We start from the raw sequence: 20,457 nt of genomic DNA, 5'->3' as shown, positions 1-20,457 counted from the left end.
AGGAACAGGCGATCGGCTAAAAGTTTTTGTCTTTCCCTGTTTAGGCTCTCCAAAGAGCGTATAGGAACAAGAACATGGAAAAGCTCATCTTTAGGGACAACAATCTAACAAACAACAATCTAACAAGGTTCAAAAAGCAAACGCTGCTGAATAACTGAATTTTCTTCAAGATATTTCAAGATATTGGATGCTGACCTGGAGCAATGATTCACACTCGATCGCACGATCTCTCCCTGACAGGGGATAATTGCCAAGTAATCTATCAAACAGTATTCTTCATGAAGACTGTTTCCCTCTATTTTGCGCTTTTCTGGACTGCAAGGGCTAAAGTATGCAACCTTATAATTCTCTGATTGCTCTAAGCGTAAGTGCCATGTTCGCCGTAGGTTTGGTGAAGATCGATCCAGCGCGGGCTGAATCTGCTCCCAGCCTTCAAGGTCGTACCGAGGCTCAAGAAAGCCCAACGCCGTCAGAAGCGAGGCAACAGCGCCTTGCTGAACTTACATTAGTTCAGGCGGCACCTCCAGCGCCCGAGCCATCTTCTCCAGCGTCCCAGCGCCCTGACCAACTGGCGCAACCCGCGACCCCTGCACAACCCTCCACGCCAGAGACTCCCTCTGCGCCCCTGCCAACTCCCGATCAGCCTTCTACAGGGCAGGGATCTAGCCCAAAACCTCCGGCAACTTCTGCTCCGGTGCCTCCGGCAACGACTGATCCAGCCCCTTCGCTTGTAGTTCCTACCGAGCCTCTAACGCCAGTGCCTTCTGCTGCACCCACTGAGTCTGCGCCTTTGCCCTCATCAGGTCAAGAAGACTCAGTGCCTAGCGCTCCTGCTGCGCCAGGGAATCGTCGAAAAAATGCCAATAGGGCACCTGAAAACCTCAACCCTAGCCCTAACCCACTGAATTTTCCCACCACTCCCGAAGAGGTGACAATATCAGAGAGCCAGCCGATCACGTTGCAGCAAGCGATCGAACTAGCGGTTCGCAACAGCCCGACTCTGCAACAGACCCGGCTAGAACTATCACAATCAAGAGATGCCCTGCGCGAAGTTCAGGCAGCTAATTTTCCTACCCTCAGTGCCACCTCAAACCTAACTGGCTCTGCTCAAGAGGGACTGGACTCCGATCGCAATGTTCAAGGTGTGGCGACGGGCAATAGCAGTCGAGACACCACGACCAGTCTAAACTTGCAAACGGGCTTACAAGCGGACTATAACATTTTTACCTCAGGGCAGCGTTCTTCTTCCATCCGCGCCGCTGAGGGAACCGTGCGTTTCCGAGAGTTGGCAGTGGAGGTCGAGACTAAGCAACTGGTTTTAGATGTCTCCACAAGCTACTACGATCTTCAGGAAGCTGATCAGCAGGTGGAAATTTTCCAGGCAGCCCTCAGCGAGGCACTACAAAGTCTTAGAGATGCCCAAGCTTTAGAACGTGCCGGAGTGGGTACCCGGTTTGATGTGCTGCAAGCGGAAGTTGATGCTGCTAATGCTCGGCAAGACCTGACTCAGCAACTTAGCAGCCAGGAAGTAGCTCGACGAACCTTAGCACAGCGTCTGAGTTTGGCACAAGCGACTGATATTACTGCTGCCGATGAAGTGGCAGCCGCAGGCAGTTGGGAACTTAGCTTAGAGCAGAGTGTGGTCACGGCGTTCAAGAACCGTGCAGAGCTAGAGCAACAGCTTGTCCAACGAGATATTGGTGAACAGCGGCGGCGCAATGCGTTGGGTCAGTTGGGCCCTCAGATTGGGGCAACTGCCACCTATGGGGTAGCAAACTTGCTCTCTAGCAGCAATGAAAGCTCTGAGTTTTCTACAGAGGGTAAGGGCTTTTTTAATAATGCCTCTGTAGCGTTGAATGCCAGTATTAATTTGTTTGATGGTGGCGCTGCTCGGGCACAGGCAAGGCAGCAGGAGGCAAATATTGCGATCGCCGAATCTCAATTTGTGACCGCCCGCGACCAGATTCGGTTTCAGGTTGAGCAATCTTACTCTATTTTGCAAGCCAGTTCTGAAAACATCCAGACTACAACCCTAGCTGTTCAAAGCGCTGAAGAGGCACTTCGCCTTGCCCGACTGCGCTTCCAAGCAGGAGTAGGAACTCAGACAGACGTGATTCAACAGCAAACGGCTTTAACGCGATCGCGCGTTAATAACCTGGGGGCAATTTTAGACTACAACCGTTCTCTGGCTCAACTTCAGCGATTTGTCAGCAATTTGCCAGATGGTAATTTGTCTGAAACGCCTTAAAGGATGTCTGAGAAGCATCAAAAATTCTTACACTCGCCCCCTAAATCCCCCATTTTGGGGGACTTTGAAGCAGAATTGGTTCGGAAATCCCCCATTTTGGGGGATTTAGGGCAGATCGGCTAGTAATCTCAACTTTTCAGACATCCTCTTAGGGGTTCTAATTCTGCCTCTTCGCCGATCATCAAGGTGTTAGGCTTAGCTCCAGGCGCTTTTGGGAGGTTTGGAGGGCGGCTTCGGGCGTATTTTTTTGCAACAACACGGCTTCGATCGCCCGTCCTAAATTTTCTGAAATGCGACTGTAGCCAGGGAAAATGGGACGCGATCGCCCAAATTCTGCCTGTTTCAAAAACACGTCTACCGCTGGCTGCTGTTGGGCAAACTCTCGGTAGGCTGCGCTTTTTCGGGCATTCAGGTTAACCGGCAAATAGCCTGTGCCGATCGCCCATTCAGTTTGAAATTCCTCACTGAGCACATACTCTGCAAACACCAGAGACGCTTGTTCTTCGGCGGGCGTAGTTTTGAACACAAATAAGTTTTCGCCGCCAATGCTAGTGGCAGGTCGGGCATCGGCAGGAATCGGCATAACCGCGTAGTCAACATCAGTAGCTTGCAGTTGCCCCAGCGTCCAAGGCCCTGTAAGCTGCATGGCAACTTTGCCAGCCAAAAAATCATCTAGCTCGTAGCCCCGTTCTGGCTGAGAAAGAACGGCAGACCCATCGGTCAGCAAGTCTTGCCAAAGCTGAAGGGCAGCGATCGCCCCAGGATTAGAAATCTGGACAGATCCCTCACTCATCAATTCACCGCCGCCACTCCACATAAACGGCAGCCAGGTAAACACCGTCCATTCGCCTTTGCCCAGCGGGAGGATCATGCCGTGCTGTTGATTGGCGATCGTCAGTTGGCGGGCAACTTGCCGCAATTCTTCCCAGGTCTGGGGTAATTGAGTCACTCCTGCCGCTTTAAATAAACTAGGACGGTAAAAAATCCCAACGTTATTAACCCCAAACGGCACCGACCAAGTTCGCTCTTCCCATTGCATAGTTTCAAACAGAACTGGGTCAATCTGATCTTTAACCTGAGTCGTCGCTAACCATTCTTCTAAGGGTTTAATGGCATCTAGCTCAACCAACTGTCCTGTGATCGTCGGCGCAAACCATAGAAGATTGGGCGGCGCATTGCCTACCACTGCCGCCAAAATTTTGGGCATTTGCTGATCACCCTGCCCCACATACAGCGACTCAACCTGAATATCAGGATGGCGTTGATTAAACTTCTCCACCAGCTTTTGCAGAATATCTCGGTTAGGCGGTGGGTTAACGCCCTGCCACAGAGTGAGGTGAACAATGCCGCTAGTAGACGTGACAGCAGGTTGACAGGCGGTGAGAAAAACTAAGCAGCAGACCCAGCAGATTCCCATCAGCCATTGCTTTAATCCACTGATCATCGGTCTTCCTTCACGAGTTCTGGGGGCAATGCAAATCCTGCTGGATCTGGCTCAAAGTTTATCACCTGAACGACTGCATCCAGGTTTAACGCTCCGTAAAGATGAGGAAACTCTTCGCCATCGACAGTTTCGTAGCGAAGTTGGGCTTGCAAACGGGCGATCGCAATACTCAGCAATACCAAACCCGTCTGCCCTGCATAACACCAATTCGCCACCCGTACCACTTGCTCCAGCTTCGAGCAATGAATAAACCCTTCAGTATCCAGCGTGTCGCCCCGATAACTGCCGATCGCTTGGGCAGACTCCCATTGCGATCGTGGGGTAATGTGGAAAATTAGCGTCATGGCGGTTCTGCATTTGAAAGATCTGCCGTCATTATCGTAGAGATTTTTCAGATTTTCTTTTCTAAACTTTCCCGAAGCTCTCTCCACTCTGCTGCATTAAGAGAGCGGTAGATGCATCCTGATTGCAGCCTCCTGGTAAACCAGGAGGTTTTTTTCTTCGCAGTTAATTTATTACGGGCGCTGATATTAAGGGCGCTGAAGATCCGGCGTTGTTGTCTGTCCCTAAATATCGAGTCTTAAACATTAAGCCTTAAATATACAAAACTAATGGCAGAAGCGATCGCCCGTGCCATCCTAGAATGTGTCCAAGCGAATCTCTAAATCTGCCATGCCCTCCCTCTCTCCCCACGAACTCCAAGTGATTGGTCTGTTGATGCGCCAGTGCGGTCAACAGGCGTTGCAAATGGCGACTGAGAAATTCCAGGTCTACGAAAAAGGGCTAAATGATTACGTGACTAACGTCGATCGCGCTTTAGACATGCAACTGACAACTGGGCTAAACCAGTTATTTTGGCAAGATGGGGTGATTAGCGAAGAAAACGATCAGTCCTGGCAGCAGTTTTGTTTTTCTCAAGAAAACAGCCATGAAAGCAACCGTCGTCTATGGTTTATTGACCCGATCGATGGCACAGATGATTTTATCCATGGCAAGCCCCATTACTCGGTGATGGTCGGTACACTAGAAGCCCATATGCCAACTGCGGGTTGGGTCTATGCGCCAGCATTCGATCAATTAGTTTATGGCGGTCAAGAAATAGGACTATTTCAGCTAGAAGGCGATTCCCCTCCCGTACCCCTGATTCCCACTCGCCCTGACCTCTCCAACACCTGCTGTCCGATGCTGATTGGCTATAAAGATCAATCTCGATATGGTGCCGCTATTAACCAGGTCATCCCAGAAGCGCAGTTTGATAGTATGGGCAGCTTTGGGTTGAAGGTTTTGCAGGTGATTCGAGGACACGCGGGACTGTATGTTTACCTCAACGGGCGAGTCAAGCTTTGGGATACGGTGGGCCCATTAGCCTTGGCGCAGGCAGCGGGCTTGGTTTGCTGTGATTTGGAGGGCAATCCGTTGAAGTTTACCCCCGATAGCATTGACGCTAAAACCCTGGCACATCAGCAGTCTATTGTGGTGGGATGGCCTCACTATGTTGAGAAGTTGCGATCGCGTCTCCAAGAAGCTGTGCTGATAACGTAACGGAGCGCTCTTCAATTCTCGTCCAACGCATCTCCTGATTCATCTAAAACTTCGTCAGATGATTCCATAATCTCAAGCTCCATCTGAGCTTCATCCGGCTGAAGCGACTGAGATTGAGGCGAGTTGCCGACAGGTAGCTTAGAGGGCTGAGGCAGCTTATCTACTTGAAAATATTGGTAAAACTTATCTGATACTTGGAGCCAATACGATCGCCCTTCTGTCTGCCGTTTCTTGCGAACAAACCCTAGCTCGACCAACTCTTTCACGTGATCATAAGCCCCTGATCCCCGTAACTCAATCAAATCAGTTTGGCTCATAGAACCTGTGAGAGCGATCGCCGCCAACGTTCGCAATGCGCCCACTCCCAAATCCACCGGAATCAACGTCTGCACCAAACTATGAAACGACTCCCGAAGCTGTAAACAGTAGCCTTCCGAAGTTTCCACCACTTCCAACGCACTGTCCCGCTCGGCATAACTCGCCATCAGTTCAATCAAACCTGCTTCTACAGCATCTCGATCCGATCGCGCGTACTCAGCGATTTTGGGAATCGGCAGAGGCTGTGCTTTGAGATAAAGAATGGCTTCAATTTGACTAGCAAGCGATGACATTGAGGGTAACTGGAGCGCGTACAACAAGAATGACTAGAGAGTATAGCGAACTTTCTGCCTAATCTAAGTTTCGCCCAGTCAACTCTACAAAAATGTCTTCTAAATTAGAAGGACGAATCATCATGCCCGTTTTGTCAGGTTGCTCTTCTAGATGAGTTTTTGCCTCAAGCAGCGTTGGGAAAAATTGGTACTGCCAGCGATCGCCCTCTTGCTTCATCACCAATCCCTCACCGTGCTTACTGCGGAGTTGATCGAGCGTGCCTATTTCAATAAGAGTACCGTCATCTAAAATACCAATGCGATCGCACAAATACTCCACTTCTTCCATGTAATGCGTCGTTAGTAAAATCGTCATACCCTGCTGGTTTAAGCCGCGAATAATTTCCCACAGGCGGCGACGAGTTTGCGGATCAAGCCCGACTGTTGGTTCATCAAGAAACAAGATTTTAGGACGATGCAGAAGCGCTCTAGCTATTTGGAGACGACGTTTCATGCCGCCAGAAAGAGTTTTGACCAAATCTTTGCGGCGATCGCCTAGTTCTACATAGTCGAGCCAGCGATCGATTTCCTTTTGCCGATAGGGATTAGGCAAATGATGCATTCGCCCGTGGAATTCCATATTTTCCCAAACGGTCAGATCCAGATCAACGCTGGTCTGTTGCAACACGACTCCAATCTGTTGCTTAACTCCATAAGGTTGCCGCACCACGTCATAGCCTGCTACGACAATTTCGCCTTGAGTCGGCTGCGTCAAAGTCGTCAACATCCGAATAGTGGTAGATTTGCCTGCTCCGTTGGGCCCTAACAGACCAAAAACTTCTCCGGGGGCGATCGTCAGCGTCAGATCATTCACAACAACTCTGTCGTTATAGACCTTGTGGACATTTTGGAGAGTAATGGCTGGAGGCATGGAGATGTTGAAGTAAGAGAATCCTTACATTTACGGTACAACGGTTTGTGAAAGGCGATCGCTTGGCTATTCAGTAAAACTCGCTGACTTTGGTTGAAACTGCTTGCCTCACTAAAGATTTCAGTTGTTGATCATCTATGGAATGAAAAGCCGACCGACCCCCATATAATTCTCAAGTTCCAGCACGATTTCAACAAGACGGTCAACACATCGTTCTCGATATTCCGTCTCGTCAAGACGAGTCAGATCTGCAACTGTAATGATGGGAAACGAAGCCGAGCCATTTTCTTCACGCATCACTTGCTCTAAGGAATCCTCGCCCTTCATGTTGCGGTTTGCGGTGAGAATCATCATTTGATTTGCTTGAGCGTAATTCCAGACCGCGCGATCGTCAATATCCATCGGTAGTCCAACGTCTCTAAAAGTAACGAACTGGATGGGAAAAAACTCAAGCCAACCGCGTTGCATCAAGATGCCAAATAAGACAGCAGCGTAACCATCTAGATTGTAGTCAACCAGAAAATTCATGCTTTTATTGAAACACGCCCCGCCTTCTGTTCCTCAAGTTTTGCCCAGAGCGCCTCTTGCTCTGGTTTGTGCGGTTTTGTCATGAGTTGAGCAAAGTGTTCACGGTTTCGTTCTTCCCAATACTGATGAATCTCTTCTCTAGTGCGTAGGGCTTCTTGATATTCAGCTTCTACTTGAGTGCGATTCACCTCAATGTAAGCCAAGGCGGCATTAATCTGGGCATCGGTGAGATTGAAGCGCTCCCGAATGAGCTTGGGTGGATACTGAGCCTTCAGAAAATCCATGACGTTGTAGATACTGATGCGTGTATTTGCGATCGTCAATCCGCGTTCTGTCCGAATGATCTCTAGATTCTGGTTGGGTGTTGCTGCCATAGTAAAGACTCCTGATCAGAAGTTACTTGATCATATCCTAGCTGAAGGCAAGGTAGCCGCAAGAGTCTCGTCAACGACTTCAAAAGCTCTGGTTTCAAGAGCGATCGCCCCAATCCTTCCATGATTATGTGTTTTGAGTGGCGATCGCATGAGCTAACGAGTGAATCCTTGCTTTGTAAGGAACAAGGCGATCGCTCTGCTATTCGGTCAATTCTTCCTGTGTTAGTAGAGGTTCTAAAGCAGTCAGCAGTGTTGGAATGTCTTCCTCTGAGGTTTTCCAAACTTCATCTAGGTCGATGTCATCATATCGATGAATCAAGTTGTCTCGCATTCTGGCAATGAGTGACCAAGGAATCTCTGGATATTGCGATCGCAGTTCCGAGGAAACGCGTTTCACCGCTTCACCAATAATCAAAAGTTGGAACACGATCGCAGACTGGGTTTTGTCATCGCTCAAGAATGTTGCTTTATCCATGCCCGACTTGTATCGCAGGATTTTCTGAGCGGCTCTAGAAATGTCGAGTAAGGAAGCACGATCGCGGCTATTCGACATAGATAGGTTGGGCGGTAGAGAGAATTGCTTGACGACGAATCCAATTGGAACTGCGCTCGATCGCCCGTTTACTGATTAAATCAACGGGTCTGCCTAGCAGGATTTCGAGTTCTTCCTGCATTTGGGCGTGATCAAGCAGACCCCAGTTGGCTGTAGGAGCAAAGGCAACGAGGAAATCGATATCGCTGTCTGCATGAAAGTCGTCCCGCAAGACAGAACCAAAGAGGGAGAGTTCTATAATTTGCCAGTGTTGACAGAATTTCTCAATTTGATCAATTGGTAAGGCGATCGCGGTTTTCATTTAGCCTCCTCACTTCATGACAATCTTTCCATGCTTATCTGTTTTGAGTGGCGATCGCGCCTAAGATTCATAAATCTCATCGCCACGTCGAACCAATTACCTTTTAGAATTTATACCGAATGCCTCAATCTCACCAGACGGACCACTAGTTTCTCCAGGCGGAATAAAGAGTGGTGTTGCCCTGTCGTAAAACGTAACTTTGCCTTGCTTTAATTGGGAAAACCAAGGATCTCTGGAGACGTGATCATACCCAGTAGATAGATATCCTTGTCGATTTGCTTCGTATGAAAAAAGCCATTGATTTCCATAAAGCTCGTCTTCTGTTAAAAACTGTTCCCATTGCCTGGTAACTAACCCTTTTGGGATTCTCCCTCGCTGTTGTGCATCCAACGCTAAAATTGCAACAATAGAATCCTCCATGTCAGAAATTGCTTGACTGGCTTCTTCGTAGATAGACAGTTTGAATACAATTATTGACCATATAGCCCAAGCCACTTCACTGCTATGTCCGAGCGGAGCATGTTGAAGAACTTGCAGATTAAGATTTTTTTCGAGTGAGTCTAGGTCAACTGGGTAATTTTTAATTTGACTATTCTGAAATATTGATAAGGCATCGCGTAAAGTACTTGATTCAATTGTTACTGACTGCAATAGCAAACTTTCGAGCAATGACCAATTATCCTGATGAAGTTCATGAAAATTTTCAATTCTTGCAATCGCATACTTAAGCACTGGCTCTTGAGGAAACTCCTTAGAAATTTGAAAAGCGCGATCAAAATAGCGAATAATATCCTGCATTTGAGCAAGCTTACTATTGCTAAACTTATAATCAGATAATTCTAAAACCCAAGTAGCGTCCAAAGAGCAGGGTAACTCGACAATTCTAGTTTTGTTAGGGTTAAGAGTTAGTTCAAAAGCTGACAAAATCTTCTGAAGATGGCTTAAAGCTGTCTCTGCTTCTGAACGAGTTAGAAAAACAAATTCATAATCGTCGCTGTAGCGAAAACCTCTATATGGATGTAAACATGAGCTTGAAATTCGTCTTTCTAGCTCTAAATCTAAAGTACAAAGTATTAATTCAGCGATAATTAGCGACGTGTCAGGGCTAATAGGAATACCTATCGTCTGACTATCTTGGCTATTACGAACTAATTTATCGAGTTGATTTCCAAGTAAAGAGGGATCATTTCTTTGGCTTTTTGCAATTTCTTTTCCGTGTATAGCCCAAGGAATACTATGCGTATAAATAGACTGATAAAACTGTGAAATATCTGTCTGTAAAGCATATCGACCAATTGCTCTATTCTTAGCTCTTTCCTTAGGAAGATCAGGAAAATCAAGTAAAGGTGAAATTGAGCGATTACGCTTTGGATGTGGTGTGTGGACAGGTTTGCTCTTCGAGAAATTAGATTTTTGAGTTATTAATTTAATGTCATTCCAATTATTATCTATAACTTTGGCTATCTGTACAAAAAAAGCTGGATTTGGAATGCTTAACTTTCTTCTCAAAGAGCCATATCTTACATGGCTATGTATGTAAAGTTTTGAATTAGTTCTAGAAGTTAGTTGTAAGGAAATGTTAGAGACTACAAAGTGAGCAAGTGAGCTGGTTTTAAATGGTGGAGGGAGTTCTCTAGGAAAGTAACCTCTAGCAATCAAATCTCTCCTATCCATCTATTTCCTAGTAATGACGACTCGTTTAGCTCTTAATTATAGCTATGAAACTCAACACCTCATATATCTTACTTCTAAGCGCAGACAAATAACCTTCAAGAACCACCCAATCCGCAAGCCAGAAGCCTCCTAAGAAATTAGATGTTTAATAAGCATAAGCATTCACCAGTAGATCTAACTTCTTCCATTGTGAAGTTGCGTCAGTGCGTGGAGCTCTAATTTCTTTTTGGAATTGACATAGCTCAGTATTCCTCGTCAGCAAATGATTTAAGGCAGAGCTAGACATGGCATCTGCTTCTGTAACCTTCCCTAAACTCTACAAATTCTCGATCGCCACCCTCTCCACTTCATCCGCCAATTCAAACCCAAAGACCTGCGCGTAAAAATAAAGTTCTCCATCTAACGTTCGCTTAATGTTCTCGGCTTTACGAAACCCGTGTTGCTCCCCTTCATACAGCACATACGCCACAGGTAAGCCCTTAGCTTTCAACGCTTCCACCATCATTTCTGCCTGATTGGGCGGCACAATTTTATCTTCATCGCCTTGGAAAAAGATGACGGGGCAAGAGAGTTGATCAACGGCGTAAATGGGCGATCGCGCTCTATATAACTCTGCCTCGGCTGGATAAACTCCAATCAATCCATCCAAATACCGCGACTCAAACTTGTGAGTATCAGTAGCTAATGCAGCGGGGTCACTAATGCCGTAAAAACTGGCTCCTGCCTTGAATACATCCCGGAATGTTAGAGCCGCTAATGTGGTATACCCGCCTGCACTACCACCGTCAATGCAAAGGCGATCGCCATCGACTAATCCTTGTGCAACCAGGTATTTTGCTCCGTTCACACAATCATTCACATCGACGATGCCCCACTGTCCTTTTAGTCGTTCACGATAAGATCTGCCATAGCCTGTACTGCCACCGTAATTAACATCGAGTACGGCAATTCCTCGACTTGTCCAATATTGAATTCCTGGATTGAACGTGGCAGAGGTCGCTGCGGTGGGACCACCGTGACTTTTGACGAGCAGCAGCGGACGTTCATCAGTGGGTGCTATAAAGTCTTGATTTTTAGGTGGGTAGTAAAATCCGTATGACGTTAGACCGTTTTCAGTCGGAAATTCTAGCATTTGAGGAACAGAGAGATAGGCTGGATCGATGGCAATTTCGCTAGAGCGACGGATTTCTTCAAGGCTGCCCGTAGTCAGATTGAGGAGAGCGATCGCCCCTGGTTCGGTTGCCGAGCCGCCTGCAAATGCAGCAAATCCGGGCACAACTTGCAAGCCGCTAATACTGGAGTAAGGGGTTTCAATTTCACTTAGTTCTAACGTTTGAGTATGAAACCGCGCCAAATGCTGAATGCCGTCTTCTACATAAGTGCAAATCAGGCTTTCGGCAGATTCAAACCCGTAGGTTGTCATGGCAAAAACCCATTGAGGTAAACCAAATTCTGCGGCTTTAGGGCAAAGGGGAACGATCGCTCCATTCTTCCAGCGATAAAGATTCCACCAGTCGGTGCGATCGCTAACAAAGTACAAAACCCCATCAGGCGACCATTCGGGCTGAAAGATCGATTCTGTCAGTCCACCGGCTACAAGCTGTGCTTCTGCCAACGAACCATCAGTTTGCACAGGTGCGACCCAAAGTTCTGTGCCATCCCACGGCATGTTCGGGTGATTCCAAGTGATCCAAGCCAACTGAGAACCATCCGGGCTGAGGCGCGGGGAAGCGTAAAAGTCATTGCCGGATACTAGAATCTGGATAGACGAAGAAGCAGAGATTGCCACAATTTTATTAACAGGCTCATCGCCACCCGTATGATCTTCACAGATACAAATGAGGCGCGATCGATGGCTATCTTCAATCACATCGGCATAACGTAACTTGGCTTCTGGCGTAATAGGTTCCGGCTCACCGATCGCCCGATAAAGCCGCTGATCGGCAAAGTTAGAAAAGTAAAGTGTCTCATTAAACACATTGAAAGCGCCGCCGCCATACTCATGCACCCGAGTTCGGGCATTGAATGGGGCGGGCGTTAGATCGGTGATTTGCCCATCGGGAGTTCGTCTCACCACCACGTTCCTGCCGCCTTCTGTGGGTCTACCCTCGCTCCAATAAACGGTTTCGCCCTCCAACCGAATTTCACCCAACCGAATACTTCCTGTCACGATTAAGTCAGACGTGATCGGAGATTTCCAAGAGCCGTAGGGAGCAGAGATAACCATATAGATAATTAATTGTTTGTTAGAGAGTATTTACAAAAGCAGGTATGGCGATCGTAAACGATTGGGAACACTTGGAGTAGGTGACCAATGACTTTGCCTGTAGGTTAAAAGATATGGAGTAAGGGAACTTTTCAAGAAACAGTGCGTCTATGTGCGTCTGCATCAGGATGTGTCGAGAACAGCTACAGCGTGAACACTGTTAAGAAGGGGATTGAAAATGCGGATTGCCAAAGGTTTGTTTGATGATCTTTTTGATGATGGCGATGGCAAAAAAATTAAAGGAAGTAATCGTAGTGAGGCGATTCGGGGAACCAGAGGCGACGATGTGATTGATGCTTTTGGAGGCGACGATCGCATTGATCCGCGAGGTGGCGACGATAGGGTTAATGCGGGTAGGGGCGATGATACGGTGGTGAGCAGCAGTGGCGACGACGACATTTTTGGAGGTGATGGCGACGATGACTTGAGCGGTGGTAGCGATGACGACGATATTCGAGGTGAAGATGGCGATGATGATATTTTCGGGGGTGATGGCAACGATCGCCTTTATGGAGGTAATGACGAAGACCGCATCAGTGGTGAAAGTGGTGACGATCGCATTTTTGGAGAGGGTGATGCGGATCAACTCTTTGGCAGCAGCGGCAACGACCAACTTTACGGCGGCGATGGTGATGATGAACTCTCAGGAGATAGCGATAGCAGCAGCGGCAATGACATCTTGGACGGCGGCAAAGGGCGAGACACGTTGATAGGCAGAGGCGGCAATGACATTTTGGTAGGCGGCACAGACAACGATGAATTGGACGGTGGCGACGGTCAAGATACTCTCTTTGGCAATGCGGGCGACGATTTGCTGATCGGGGGTGCGGGTGCCGACTTTATGAATGGCGGCAGCGGACGAGATATCTTAGTTCTGGCTACGGGGAGCGGTCGGGATCAAATTCGCCAGTTCAAAGATGGACAAGATCGTCTGGGCTTGGGAAATGGCTTGACCTTTCGGAATCTAACCCGTGAGCAACGTGGCGCTAACACCGTTATTTCTGTGGGGAATGACGAACTCGCCATTTTATTTAAGGTGCGCGCTAACACCCTGTCTGCATCAGACTTTACGTTCGCTTAAGCCCAATCTCTAGTTTCTCCAGATCTTGGCACTCCTAGGCTCAAATCTTCACATAAAATGGTAAGGGGGCAGAGGGTTTCCTAGCCTAAGATCTTCGTGAGCCGACTGGAGTTGCCAGGTTTTGAACGAGGTCGGCAACAACGGTTCCGATTGCCGATCGCCTAGCATGTAAATTCGCTCAATGCCATCATCCGGCTCACCTCGTACCCAGCGGTACTGCTGAGCGATCGCCTCAAACAAGTCCTCTAGCTCTTGCTGCTGCTCTAACTGCCATGCTGCTTGAGCCTGATAGATCTGCTTCTTAGCTAAGAAATAATCTTTTCCCTTAACGGTTGACCCAATCTCTGTTTCAGGGAAGGCGATCGGCTTTAGCTTAAGGACATACTCTGCCTTACCTTCTAGCTCTTCTAATTTAGTTAAATATTCTGCACGATTCGCTTGCAAATGCTCTAGCAAGCCTTGACGTGACACAAAACAGGTGCCAAACCGTAGCGGTAGAACTGTTGTTTGTTCAAAAAGTTCTCGAATAACGCGATCGTGAGACAGGACTGACTGCACCAACTGCTGATCGTCTTGCTGCAACGAGTCAGCCGCTAAATCTGGCTCTACCAAAGCCGCTAAATCATGGATAGCAACAATTTGGAGTGAGCTAAAAATTCCCTCAGGTAGGGTAGATGGAATAGTGGAGAGAAAAGCGTAGGTATACACAAGATAAAATTAAATAACGCCCAGCGATCGCCTGTGCTGAAGTAACGCAGAGACGCTGGGCGAAGTGCAAGGAAGACTAGCAAGCCACTAGGGTTTTTGAGATTCTATGGGCTTACGATGGGCAATTTCAGCAAACTTGCCGTTGGTGTGCCCGTTATTGTTGCGAGGCTGGATCACACCGTAGCCCCCATGGTTTCGTTCATAAATGACGTTAATCTCGCCTGTTGCCGCATTGCGGAACATGTAGAAATCATGTCCCACCAGTTCGAGTTGCTCTTGCGCTTCCTCAATGGTCATTGGCGGCATTGAGAAGTACTTGGTGCGAATCGCTGTGCCGGGTAGTTCTGGCTCGCGATCGCTGACCAATGAGGGGCTTACTAATGAGGGAACTTCTTCTTCAATGGTCTCGACCACTTTAATAGAAGTGTGAGTTTGCTCGTGGCGTTTCTCTTTGTACTTGCGCAATTGCCGAGCAATCTTATCGGCAACGAGGTCGATACTGGCATAAAGGTTGTCAGAACCCTCTTCAGCCCGCACGACGGCTCCGTTAGCGTAGATGGTGACTTCAGCAATTTGCTGGGGATTTATCCTGGGGTTCCGGGCAACAGATAAGTGAACATCGACCTCGGTCGTAATTGCTTGAAAATGATTGACAGCCTTCTCAATTTTTTGATGCACATGGTCTCGGATTGCCTCGGTGATCTCGATATTTTTGCCCTGGATAACAAGCTTCATAATGAGCTTCCCTCGCTAAAAATATGGGTGATACCTCTCAACCCTAGCACTTTGTATTCTGTACGACAGGGACATTTAAAATCTTTTGCAGGATGTGATAATTCTTGATTTGAACATACTAGTTCTAACGCAAACTTCGGTTGAATCCCGCTTGTTCTCCTGTTGAAAAACTAGGTATACTTAGCGATCGTGCGTCGTACTTTATTTTGCCTTTTCGTCACTGTCACTTCTACACCCCTGGCGTGGTTCCCTACTCTGTGGCTTGGCAATGGCAGCGATCGCTAGTGGCTGCGCGACGAGAGGACAATAGTCTTGAAGATATTTTGATTCTTCTGGAACATCCTCCTGTTTATACGCTGGGTCAAGGTTCGAGTTTGGAGTTTCTTAAGTTTGACCCAGCGCAAAGTTCTCACTTGCTTTGTCGCACCGAGCGAGGCGGTGAAGTCACTTATCACTGTCCGGGGCAAATTGTGGGCTATCCCATTTTGAACTTGCGCTACTACCAACAGGATTTGCATTGGTATTTGCGGCAGCTTGAAGAAGTCTTGATTCGAGTGATGGCGACTTATAGCCTTAAGGGGGAACGAATTGCTGGGTTAACCGGAGTTTGGGTGGAAGGACGCAAGGTCGCGGCGATCGGCATTAAGGTGAGTCGCTGGATCACGATGCATGGCTTTGCGTTAAATGTCTGTCCTGATTTGTCAGGGTTCCAACAAATTGTGCCCTGTGGCATTGGTGATAGGTCGGTAGGCAGCCTTGTGGAGTTTGTGCCAGGGATTCAGTTGGCAGAGGTGCAACAACAGGTTTTAGGGGCGTTTGCGGAGGTCTTTAAAGTGAAGATGCGTTGGGTAGAAATGAGCGGGATCAGTGCCCCAATTTTGTAAAACTGGCACGAGCGATCGCCTCCTGTACCTGCTCTACCTCACCAGGACTCACCGAAATAGCCGTAATTCCCCAATTCACTAATGCCTCAATCATTTCTGGGTACTGGCTTGCAGCCTGTCCGCAGAGCGTGCAAGGAATGCCTGCCTGCTGTGCGCCCGTAATTAATTGCTGAAACGTGCGCATCATCGCGGGGTGATGTTGGTCAAAGGCGATCGCCATTCCTGAATGCTCTCGATCGACCCCTAACATCAGTTGCGTCAGGTCATTGCTACCAATGGCAATCCCCTGAACGCCTGCTGCTACATAGTCGGGCAGCAGCATCAAAACAGAGGGCACTTCCGCCATAATCCACAGTTGAAAACCAGGATTCTCGGTTAGCCCTACACGCTCCACCATTTGACGGCAGAAGACAAATTCTTCCACAGTTCGCACAAAGGGCAGCAACAACTGAACATTTCCATAGCCCCATTGCTGGACTTGTCGCAATGCTAATAGCTCCACCTCAAATTGAGCGGGGGTGCGTTGATAGCTTAAGGTTCCCCGCAGTCCCAGCATGGGATATTGCTCTAAAGGCTCTTGACCCACTAAAGTCGAAAACTCGTGAGAACGTAAATCGAGGGAGCGATAAAACACAGGACGCGGATTAAAGGCTTCGGCGAAGGATCGAATTTGGTGGGCAATGCGATCGATTAGCTCGTGTTTTCGTCCCTGCTCTAGCCAAAGTTTAGGATGCTGGCGATCGAGCGCTTCCAATAGCATCAGTTCGGAGCGTAGTAAGCCGATGCCATCTACGGGCAAAGCGACGGATTGCGCGATCGCTTCAGGCTGGCTGAGGGTAAGCATAATGTGGGTGGGGCGATCGCGCTGCGTCTTAATTGCCGCCGAGGGTTTTGCTGGACTCGGTAAGGCAGTGCTTATTCGTTTCAGGCTACCTGGTTCAAGGGTCGCCCAATCAACCAGGTGAACTTCCCCCCGATCGCCATCCACCTCGACTGCGTCGCCCGATCGAATGAGCCGCGTTGCGCCTGCTATTCCTAGCACTGCTGGAATGCCCATTTCCCGCGCCACAATAGCAGCATGGCTGGTCATGCCACCCTGTTCTGCAATCACGCCAGCGACCTGCCTCAAGTACAGCAACCAGTCGGGCGAGAGCATTTGAGTCACTAGAACCACGCCTGCGGGCAGATGGGCTGGTAGGAGGGCAGTTGGCTCAATTACCCAAGCGATCGCCGTTACCCGTCCGGGTGCCGCTGCCAATCCGTAGAGAGGCTGCATTTTAGACTTTGCCCCGTGCGCTGGATGGGGCACTTTAAATTGAGGAATGGCCTGGGTAATGTAAAGGATGGGCTGAGTGTCTGATGCTAGCTTAACAAGCGTCCACTCTAGCTCTACAGGCATTTTTAAAACCGCTGCTGCCGTTTGAGTCAGAGTAATGATTTGCTGAATCTGTTCATGATTGAGAGGCGATCGCGTTTGCTGGGCTAGCTCCAGAGGCACCGTTTGAAGGGGTTGCGCTTGTTCATCACTGTCGCTTGCATTTGATCTGGCGCTTAGATCTAAGATGCAGTAGGCAAAGTTTTGCTGACCTGAGTCATAAAGAGGCAGTTCAGTTTGTTCTTGAACCGTATTTTGAACCGTATATGTTGTCGGGCTGACTTCCCCATTGACCAGGGCTTTACCCAAACCCCAAACTGCCCGAATTTCTAAAGATTGCTCAAAAAGACGTACCTCGCCAGAAGCGATCGCTGCCCCCAGCGGCTGCACCAAAACCGCTAAATGCACCTGCTGGATTTGAATGCCTAATCGCTGCCAGTAGAACAAGCTTTTGGCACGAAATAACTCTGACCAAACTCGTTTAATGCTGTTGGCGATCGCTTCTCGATTCGACCAACAGACTTGGGATGCCATTAGCCCTCCTGTCCGGGTGCTGAGAGTCGGGTCAAGCTTTGCCGACAGGGACAAAGAAGGACGCAGAATGAGACTGGCAGACTGCCAACTCTCAGTCGCAGTTTCTACCTCAGTCAGCCAGGATTCAGGAAGGGGTGTGCTTTGAATGGCTTGGCGAATGCGTTGGGCGATCGCCTGCAACTGTTGATAATTCTCAACATCTAGGTATAGCGAAGAGTTGGGAAAATCTGAGAACAGCGGCTCTGTCCACTGAATTTGCTCCAGAAATTTTTGGAGCATTTTGGCAGAGATCACAAACCCTGGAAGAATGGGACAGCCCTGTTGCGCCAATAATCCTAGATAATATGACTTGTCACCTACCCATTTGCGGCAGGCAGGCTGAATCTGGTCAAACCGATAGAAAGCATCCACAGGCATGAGGCATCGGGTTATTGATTATTCTACAGTTATCCAGAATATGTTAAGTATTCTGCCCCACGATCGCCTTTTCCTTTAGTTTCCTAATTTCCATTCACCAATTTCCGACCTGCCAACTCCATAACCAAATTCACCCTAAATGCCCGTTCAAAGCTACTTTTTTGATAACCCAAACTCCAAAGCTCTAGGGCACAATCATCTTCAGGATGGGCAGGCTTGAGATGAAGATTAACCTGTTGCAAAGAGGGTTGAAAATCAATATGAACTTTGGCGATCGCCCCAATTTGTCGGCGATCCATTGCCACGGCTAATCGCAGCAGAGGATGCAGTTGCTCGACCACTTGCCGATACCGCTTACTGCTAATGCTACGGTAAGTATCGTGCTTCTTTTTTGGATCGCTCTTGCGGTGATACCGAGCCAGATTGGCAATGGTTTCTACCTCTACTTCGGTATAGCCCAGCAAATCGCTGTTGCGGATCAGGTAGTAGGAATGCTTGTGGTGAGCAGAGTGGCTGATAAAGTGCCCACAGTTATGCAGAATGGCGCTTGCCCACAGAAGTTCTCGCTCCTCCGTTGCCCACCCGTGAAAACCCCCTTTTGTCTGATCAAACAGGTCAACCGCAAAAGCTGCCACTCTCTCGCTGTGCTCTAAATTAACCCCATACTTTTGGGCAATCCTTAAAACGCTTCTCTGCCGAATAGAACTTTGAAAACGCAGCCGATCCTCGATTAACCCATGGGTTAACATCCAATCGACTACGACCCCTTCGCGGAGTGAGCGTTCGCAAATTGTAATATTCTCTATTCCTAACAGCGTCATAGTCTCCTGCAAAATCACAGCCCCCGCGACAATAATCTCGGAACGGCGCTCTGACATGCCAGGAACGGCAGAACGTTCAGCATAGTTAAGCTTACGCAACCGATTAACAATCTCTCGTAAATCTTTGAGGCTAAACTGGTAGCCATTTAGCGGCGCGGGCACGATTCCCAGCTTTTCGCGGGCATGGATGACTGCCAAAGTTTCAATCGTGCCAGAGGTGCCGATCATACGCGGTTTTTCTCCGGGCTTCAGGTTGGCTTGAATTTCTTCGATCGCCCGCTCCAGCATTCCTTTGACATAGACTTGCAAATAGGTAAACTCGCTATTGCTAATGGGGTCAGTTTTAACCAACTCGGCGCTCAGTCTTACAGCCCCAACTTTGGTACTGCTCAACGATCGCGGCTCTTCTCCATTTCCCAAAATTAGCTCAGTCGAACCACCGCCAATATCAATCATGACGTGGGGCTGGTTTTGTAGTTCCATCCCTGACAGCACGCCTAAGTAAATCCGCCGCGCTTCCTCTTGTCCCGAAATCAGGTTGATCGTCAGACCAAGTTCTGTCTCAATTTGTGCCAAAAACGTGCGTCCATTCGGGGCTTCTCGGACTGCACTAGTCGCGACTGCCACAATGGCTTCAGCGTTCATGCGAGCGGCAATTTCCTGGCAGCGCCGGAGAGTTGCGATCGCCCGAGCCATTGCTTCTAAGGTCAGCAGTCCGGTCTCTGGATCGCGATCGCCCAGGCGCACCGTCGATTTTTCTTTGGCGATGATGGTGAAGGCTGGAATGCTCGGCTGAATTTTCACCACTACCATGTGGATAGAATTTGTCCCCACATCAATGGCAGCTAGGAAGCGATCGGGGGCTAAATTTTGCGAAGTTGGGGCAGACATGGCGGTATACGCAAGCCAGAGGGGTTTTTCGTAGACTAACGACAGTTCAAGAGTCGCATAAATAGTACCGCAGCACAGTCGCTCACAAAGATGAAGACTGTGTAGAACTTATCATTGTTCCGTGAGGGGGCAATTTCTGATAGCTTACTACTCAGGGACGATCGCGGATGCAGGCTTCCTTGCCCCCATCTCCTTGCTGTAACGATTCGCTTGCTGTAATTGGGAGGACAGTCATGTCTATTTTGTTTCAAATCGCCCTCGCGGGCTTAGTGTTCATCTCTTTTGTCATGGTTGTTGCGGTGCCTGTGGCTTATGCCTCTCCCCAAAACTGGGATCAGTCTAAACGGCTACTTTATTTAGGCTCTGGGCTATGGATCGTTTTGGTGCTGCTGGTCGGTGGTCTGAATTACTTTGTGGTTTAGCCTAAGATTGGTCTGAATCTCAGGCAGTTTAACGAAAACGCTCTGCCAGACCATCAAACAAGCGATATCAAATCTGTATAAGATACTAAGGCAGGGACAAAGCTGAGTGTGTTCCTGCCCAATTTTATTGAGTAGTGA

At 48.4% G+C, this 20,457-nt stretch carries 19 protein-coding genes; 5 read left to right on the top strand and 14 right to left on the bottom strand.

Features of this window, described 5'->3' with window-relative positions; all coding sequences use genetic code 11:
- The first annotated feature begins 373 nt into the window (after positions 1-373).
- The gene (locus KME11_01030; protein MBW4513790.1) at positions 374-2,248 is read left to right on the top strand and encodes a TolC family protein; all 1,875 of its coding nucleotides are present in this window, start codon (positions 374-376) and stop codon (positions 2,246-2,248) included.
- Between the two features lie 181 nt (positions 2,249-2,429).
- Here the strand turns inward: KME11_01030 and KME11_01025 are convergent, their stop codons facing one another.
- Entirely contained in the window at positions 2,430-3,665 is a 1,236-nt protein-coding gene (locus tag KME11_01025; GenBank protein ID MBW4513789.1) for an ABC transporter substrate-binding protein, read from the bottom strand.
- A 23-nt stretch (positions 3,666-3,688) separates the two neighbouring features.
- Positions 3,689-4,036 (bottom strand): DUF952 domain-containing protein, encoded by a 348-nt coding sequence (locus KME11_01020; GenBank protein ID MBW4513788.1) that lies wholly within the window; start codon positions 4,034-4,036, stop codon positions 3,689-3,691.
- Positions 4,037-4,364: 328 nt separating this feature from the next.
- On the opposite strand from KME11_01020, the gene KME11_01015 reads away from it, so the two are divergent.
- Entirely contained in the window at positions 4,365-5,234 is an 870-nt protein-coding gene (locus tag KME11_01015; protein MBW4513787.1) for an inositol monophosphatase family protein, read from the top strand.
- Positions 5,235-5,245: 11 nt separating this feature from the next.
- Here KME11_01015 and scpB read toward each other — a convergent pair whose 3' ends face one another.
- The 8 genes from scpB to KME11_00975 all read right to left on the bottom strand — a co-directional run bounded on the left by scpB (position 5,246) and on the right by KME11_00975 (position 12,412).
- Positions 5,246-5,845: an SMC-Scp complex subunit ScpB gene (gene scpB, locus KME11_01010; GenBank protein MBW4513786.1), complete on the bottom strand. Its 600-nt coding sequence runs from the start codon at positions 5,843-5,845 to the stop codon at positions 5,246-5,248.
- A gap of 58 nt (positions 5,846-5,903) precedes the next feature.
- On the bottom strand, positions 5,904-6,755 hold the full coding sequence (locus tag KME11_01005; protein ID MBW4513785.1) for an ABC transporter ATP-binding protein: 852 nt from the start codon (positions 6,753-6,755) through the stop codon (positions 5,904-5,906).
- Positions 6,756-6,890: 135 nt separating this feature from the next.
- Positions 6,891-7,283: a DUF5615 family PIN-like protein gene (locus tag KME11_01000; GenBank protein ID MBW4513784.1), complete on the bottom strand. Its 393-nt coding sequence runs from the start codon at positions 7,281-7,283 to the stop codon at positions 6,891-6,893.
- The gene (locus KME11_00995) at positions 7,280-7,657 is read right to left on the bottom strand and encodes a DUF433 domain-containing protein (GenBank protein ID MBW4513783.1); all 378 of its coding nucleotides are present in this window, start codon (positions 7,655-7,657) and stop codon (positions 7,280-7,282) included. The genes KME11_01000 and KME11_00995 overlap by 4 nt, the downstream gene beginning before the upstream one ends.
- 199 nt (positions 7,658-7,856) lie before the next feature.
- Complete coding sequence (locus KME11_00990) at positions 7,857-8,210, bottom strand: DUF86 domain-containing protein (protein ID MBW4513782.1); 354 nt, start codon at positions 8,208-8,210, stop codon at positions 7,857-7,859.
- Entirely contained in the window at positions 8,200-8,511 is a 312-nt protein-coding gene (locus KME11_00985) for a nucleotidyltransferase family protein (protein MBW4513781.1), read from the bottom strand. Before KME11_00985 ends, KME11_00990 begins: the two co-directional genes overlap by 11 nt.
- A gap of 96 nt (positions 8,512-8,607) precedes the next feature.
- The gene (locus KME11_00980; protein ID MBW4513780.1) at positions 8,608-10,185 is read right to left on the bottom strand and encodes an RNA-directed DNA polymerase; all 1,578 of its coding nucleotides are present in this window, start codon (positions 10,183-10,185) and stop codon (positions 8,608-8,610) included.
- 316 nt (positions 10,186-10,501) lie between these two features.
- A complete protein-coding gene (locus KME11_00975; protein MBW4513779.1) occupies positions 10,502-12,412 on the bottom strand; it encodes a S9 family peptidase in 1,911 nt (636 codons plus the stop codon).
- A gap of 217 nt (positions 12,413-12,629) precedes the next feature.
- On the opposite strand from KME11_00975, the gene KME11_00970 reads away from it, so the two are divergent.
- A complete protein-coding gene (locus tag KME11_00970; protein MBW4513778.1) occupies positions 12,630-13,532 on the top strand; it encodes a hypothetical protein in 903 nt (300 codons plus the stop codon).
- Between the two features lie 48 nt (positions 13,533-13,580).
- On the opposite strand, the gene KME11_00965 is transcribed toward KME11_00970, so the two are convergent.
- Together KME11_00965 and raiA are read right to left on the bottom strand one after the other, a co-directional pair.
- Positions 13,581-14,240: a GvpL/GvpF family gas vesicle protein gene (locus tag KME11_00965; GenBank protein ID MBW4513777.1), complete on the bottom strand. Its 660-nt coding sequence runs from the start codon at positions 14,238-14,240 to the stop codon at positions 13,581-13,583.
- 87 nt (positions 14,241-14,327) lie between these two features.
- Positions 14,328-14,975, bottom strand: a complete 648-nt coding sequence (gene raiA / locus KME11_00960) for a ribosome-associated translation inhibitor RaiA (protein ID MBW4513776.1) — start codon at positions 14,973-14,975, stop codon at positions 14,328-14,330.
- A gap of 206 nt (positions 14,976-15,181) precedes the next feature.
- Here raiA and lipB point away from each other — a divergent pair, with 206 nt between their 5' ends.
- Entirely contained in the window at positions 15,182-15,859 is a 678-nt protein-coding gene (gene lipB, locus KME11_00955) for a lipoyl(octanoyl) transferase LipB (protein MBW4513775.1), read from the top strand.
- Here lipB and KME11_00950 read toward each other — a convergent pair.
- A complete protein-coding gene (locus KME11_00950; protein MBW4513774.1) occupies positions 15,840-18,185 on the bottom strand; it encodes a hypothetical protein in 2,346 nt (781 codons plus the stop codon). The genes lipB and KME11_00950 overlap by 20 nt on opposite strands.
- Before the next feature lie 83 nt (positions 18,186-18,268).
- Positions 18,269-19,897: a Ppx/GppA family phosphatase gene (locus tag KME11_00945; GenBank protein MBW4513773.1), complete on the bottom strand. Its 1,629-nt coding sequence runs from the start codon at positions 19,895-19,897 to the stop codon at positions 18,269-18,271.
- Between the two features lie 233 nt (positions 19,898-20,130).
- Between KME11_00945 and psbZ the strand changes: the two genes are divergently transcribed.
- A complete protein-coding gene (psbZ, locus tag KME11_00940) occupies positions 20,131-20,319 on the top strand; it encodes a photosystem II reaction center protein PsbZ (protein MBW4513772.1) in 189 nt (62 codons plus the stop codon).
- Positions 20,320-20,457: the final 138 nt, after the last annotated feature.

The organism is Timaviella obliquedivisa GSE-PSE-MK23-08B (assembly GCA_019358855.1).
Classification (GTDB): domain Bacteria; phylum Cyanobacteriota; class Cyanobacteriia; order Elainellales; family Elainellaceae; genus Timaviella; species Timaviella obliquedivisa.
The sequence above is the reverse complement of the archived record's forward strand: the minus strand, read 5'-3'. Positions and strand labels throughout refer to the sequence as shown.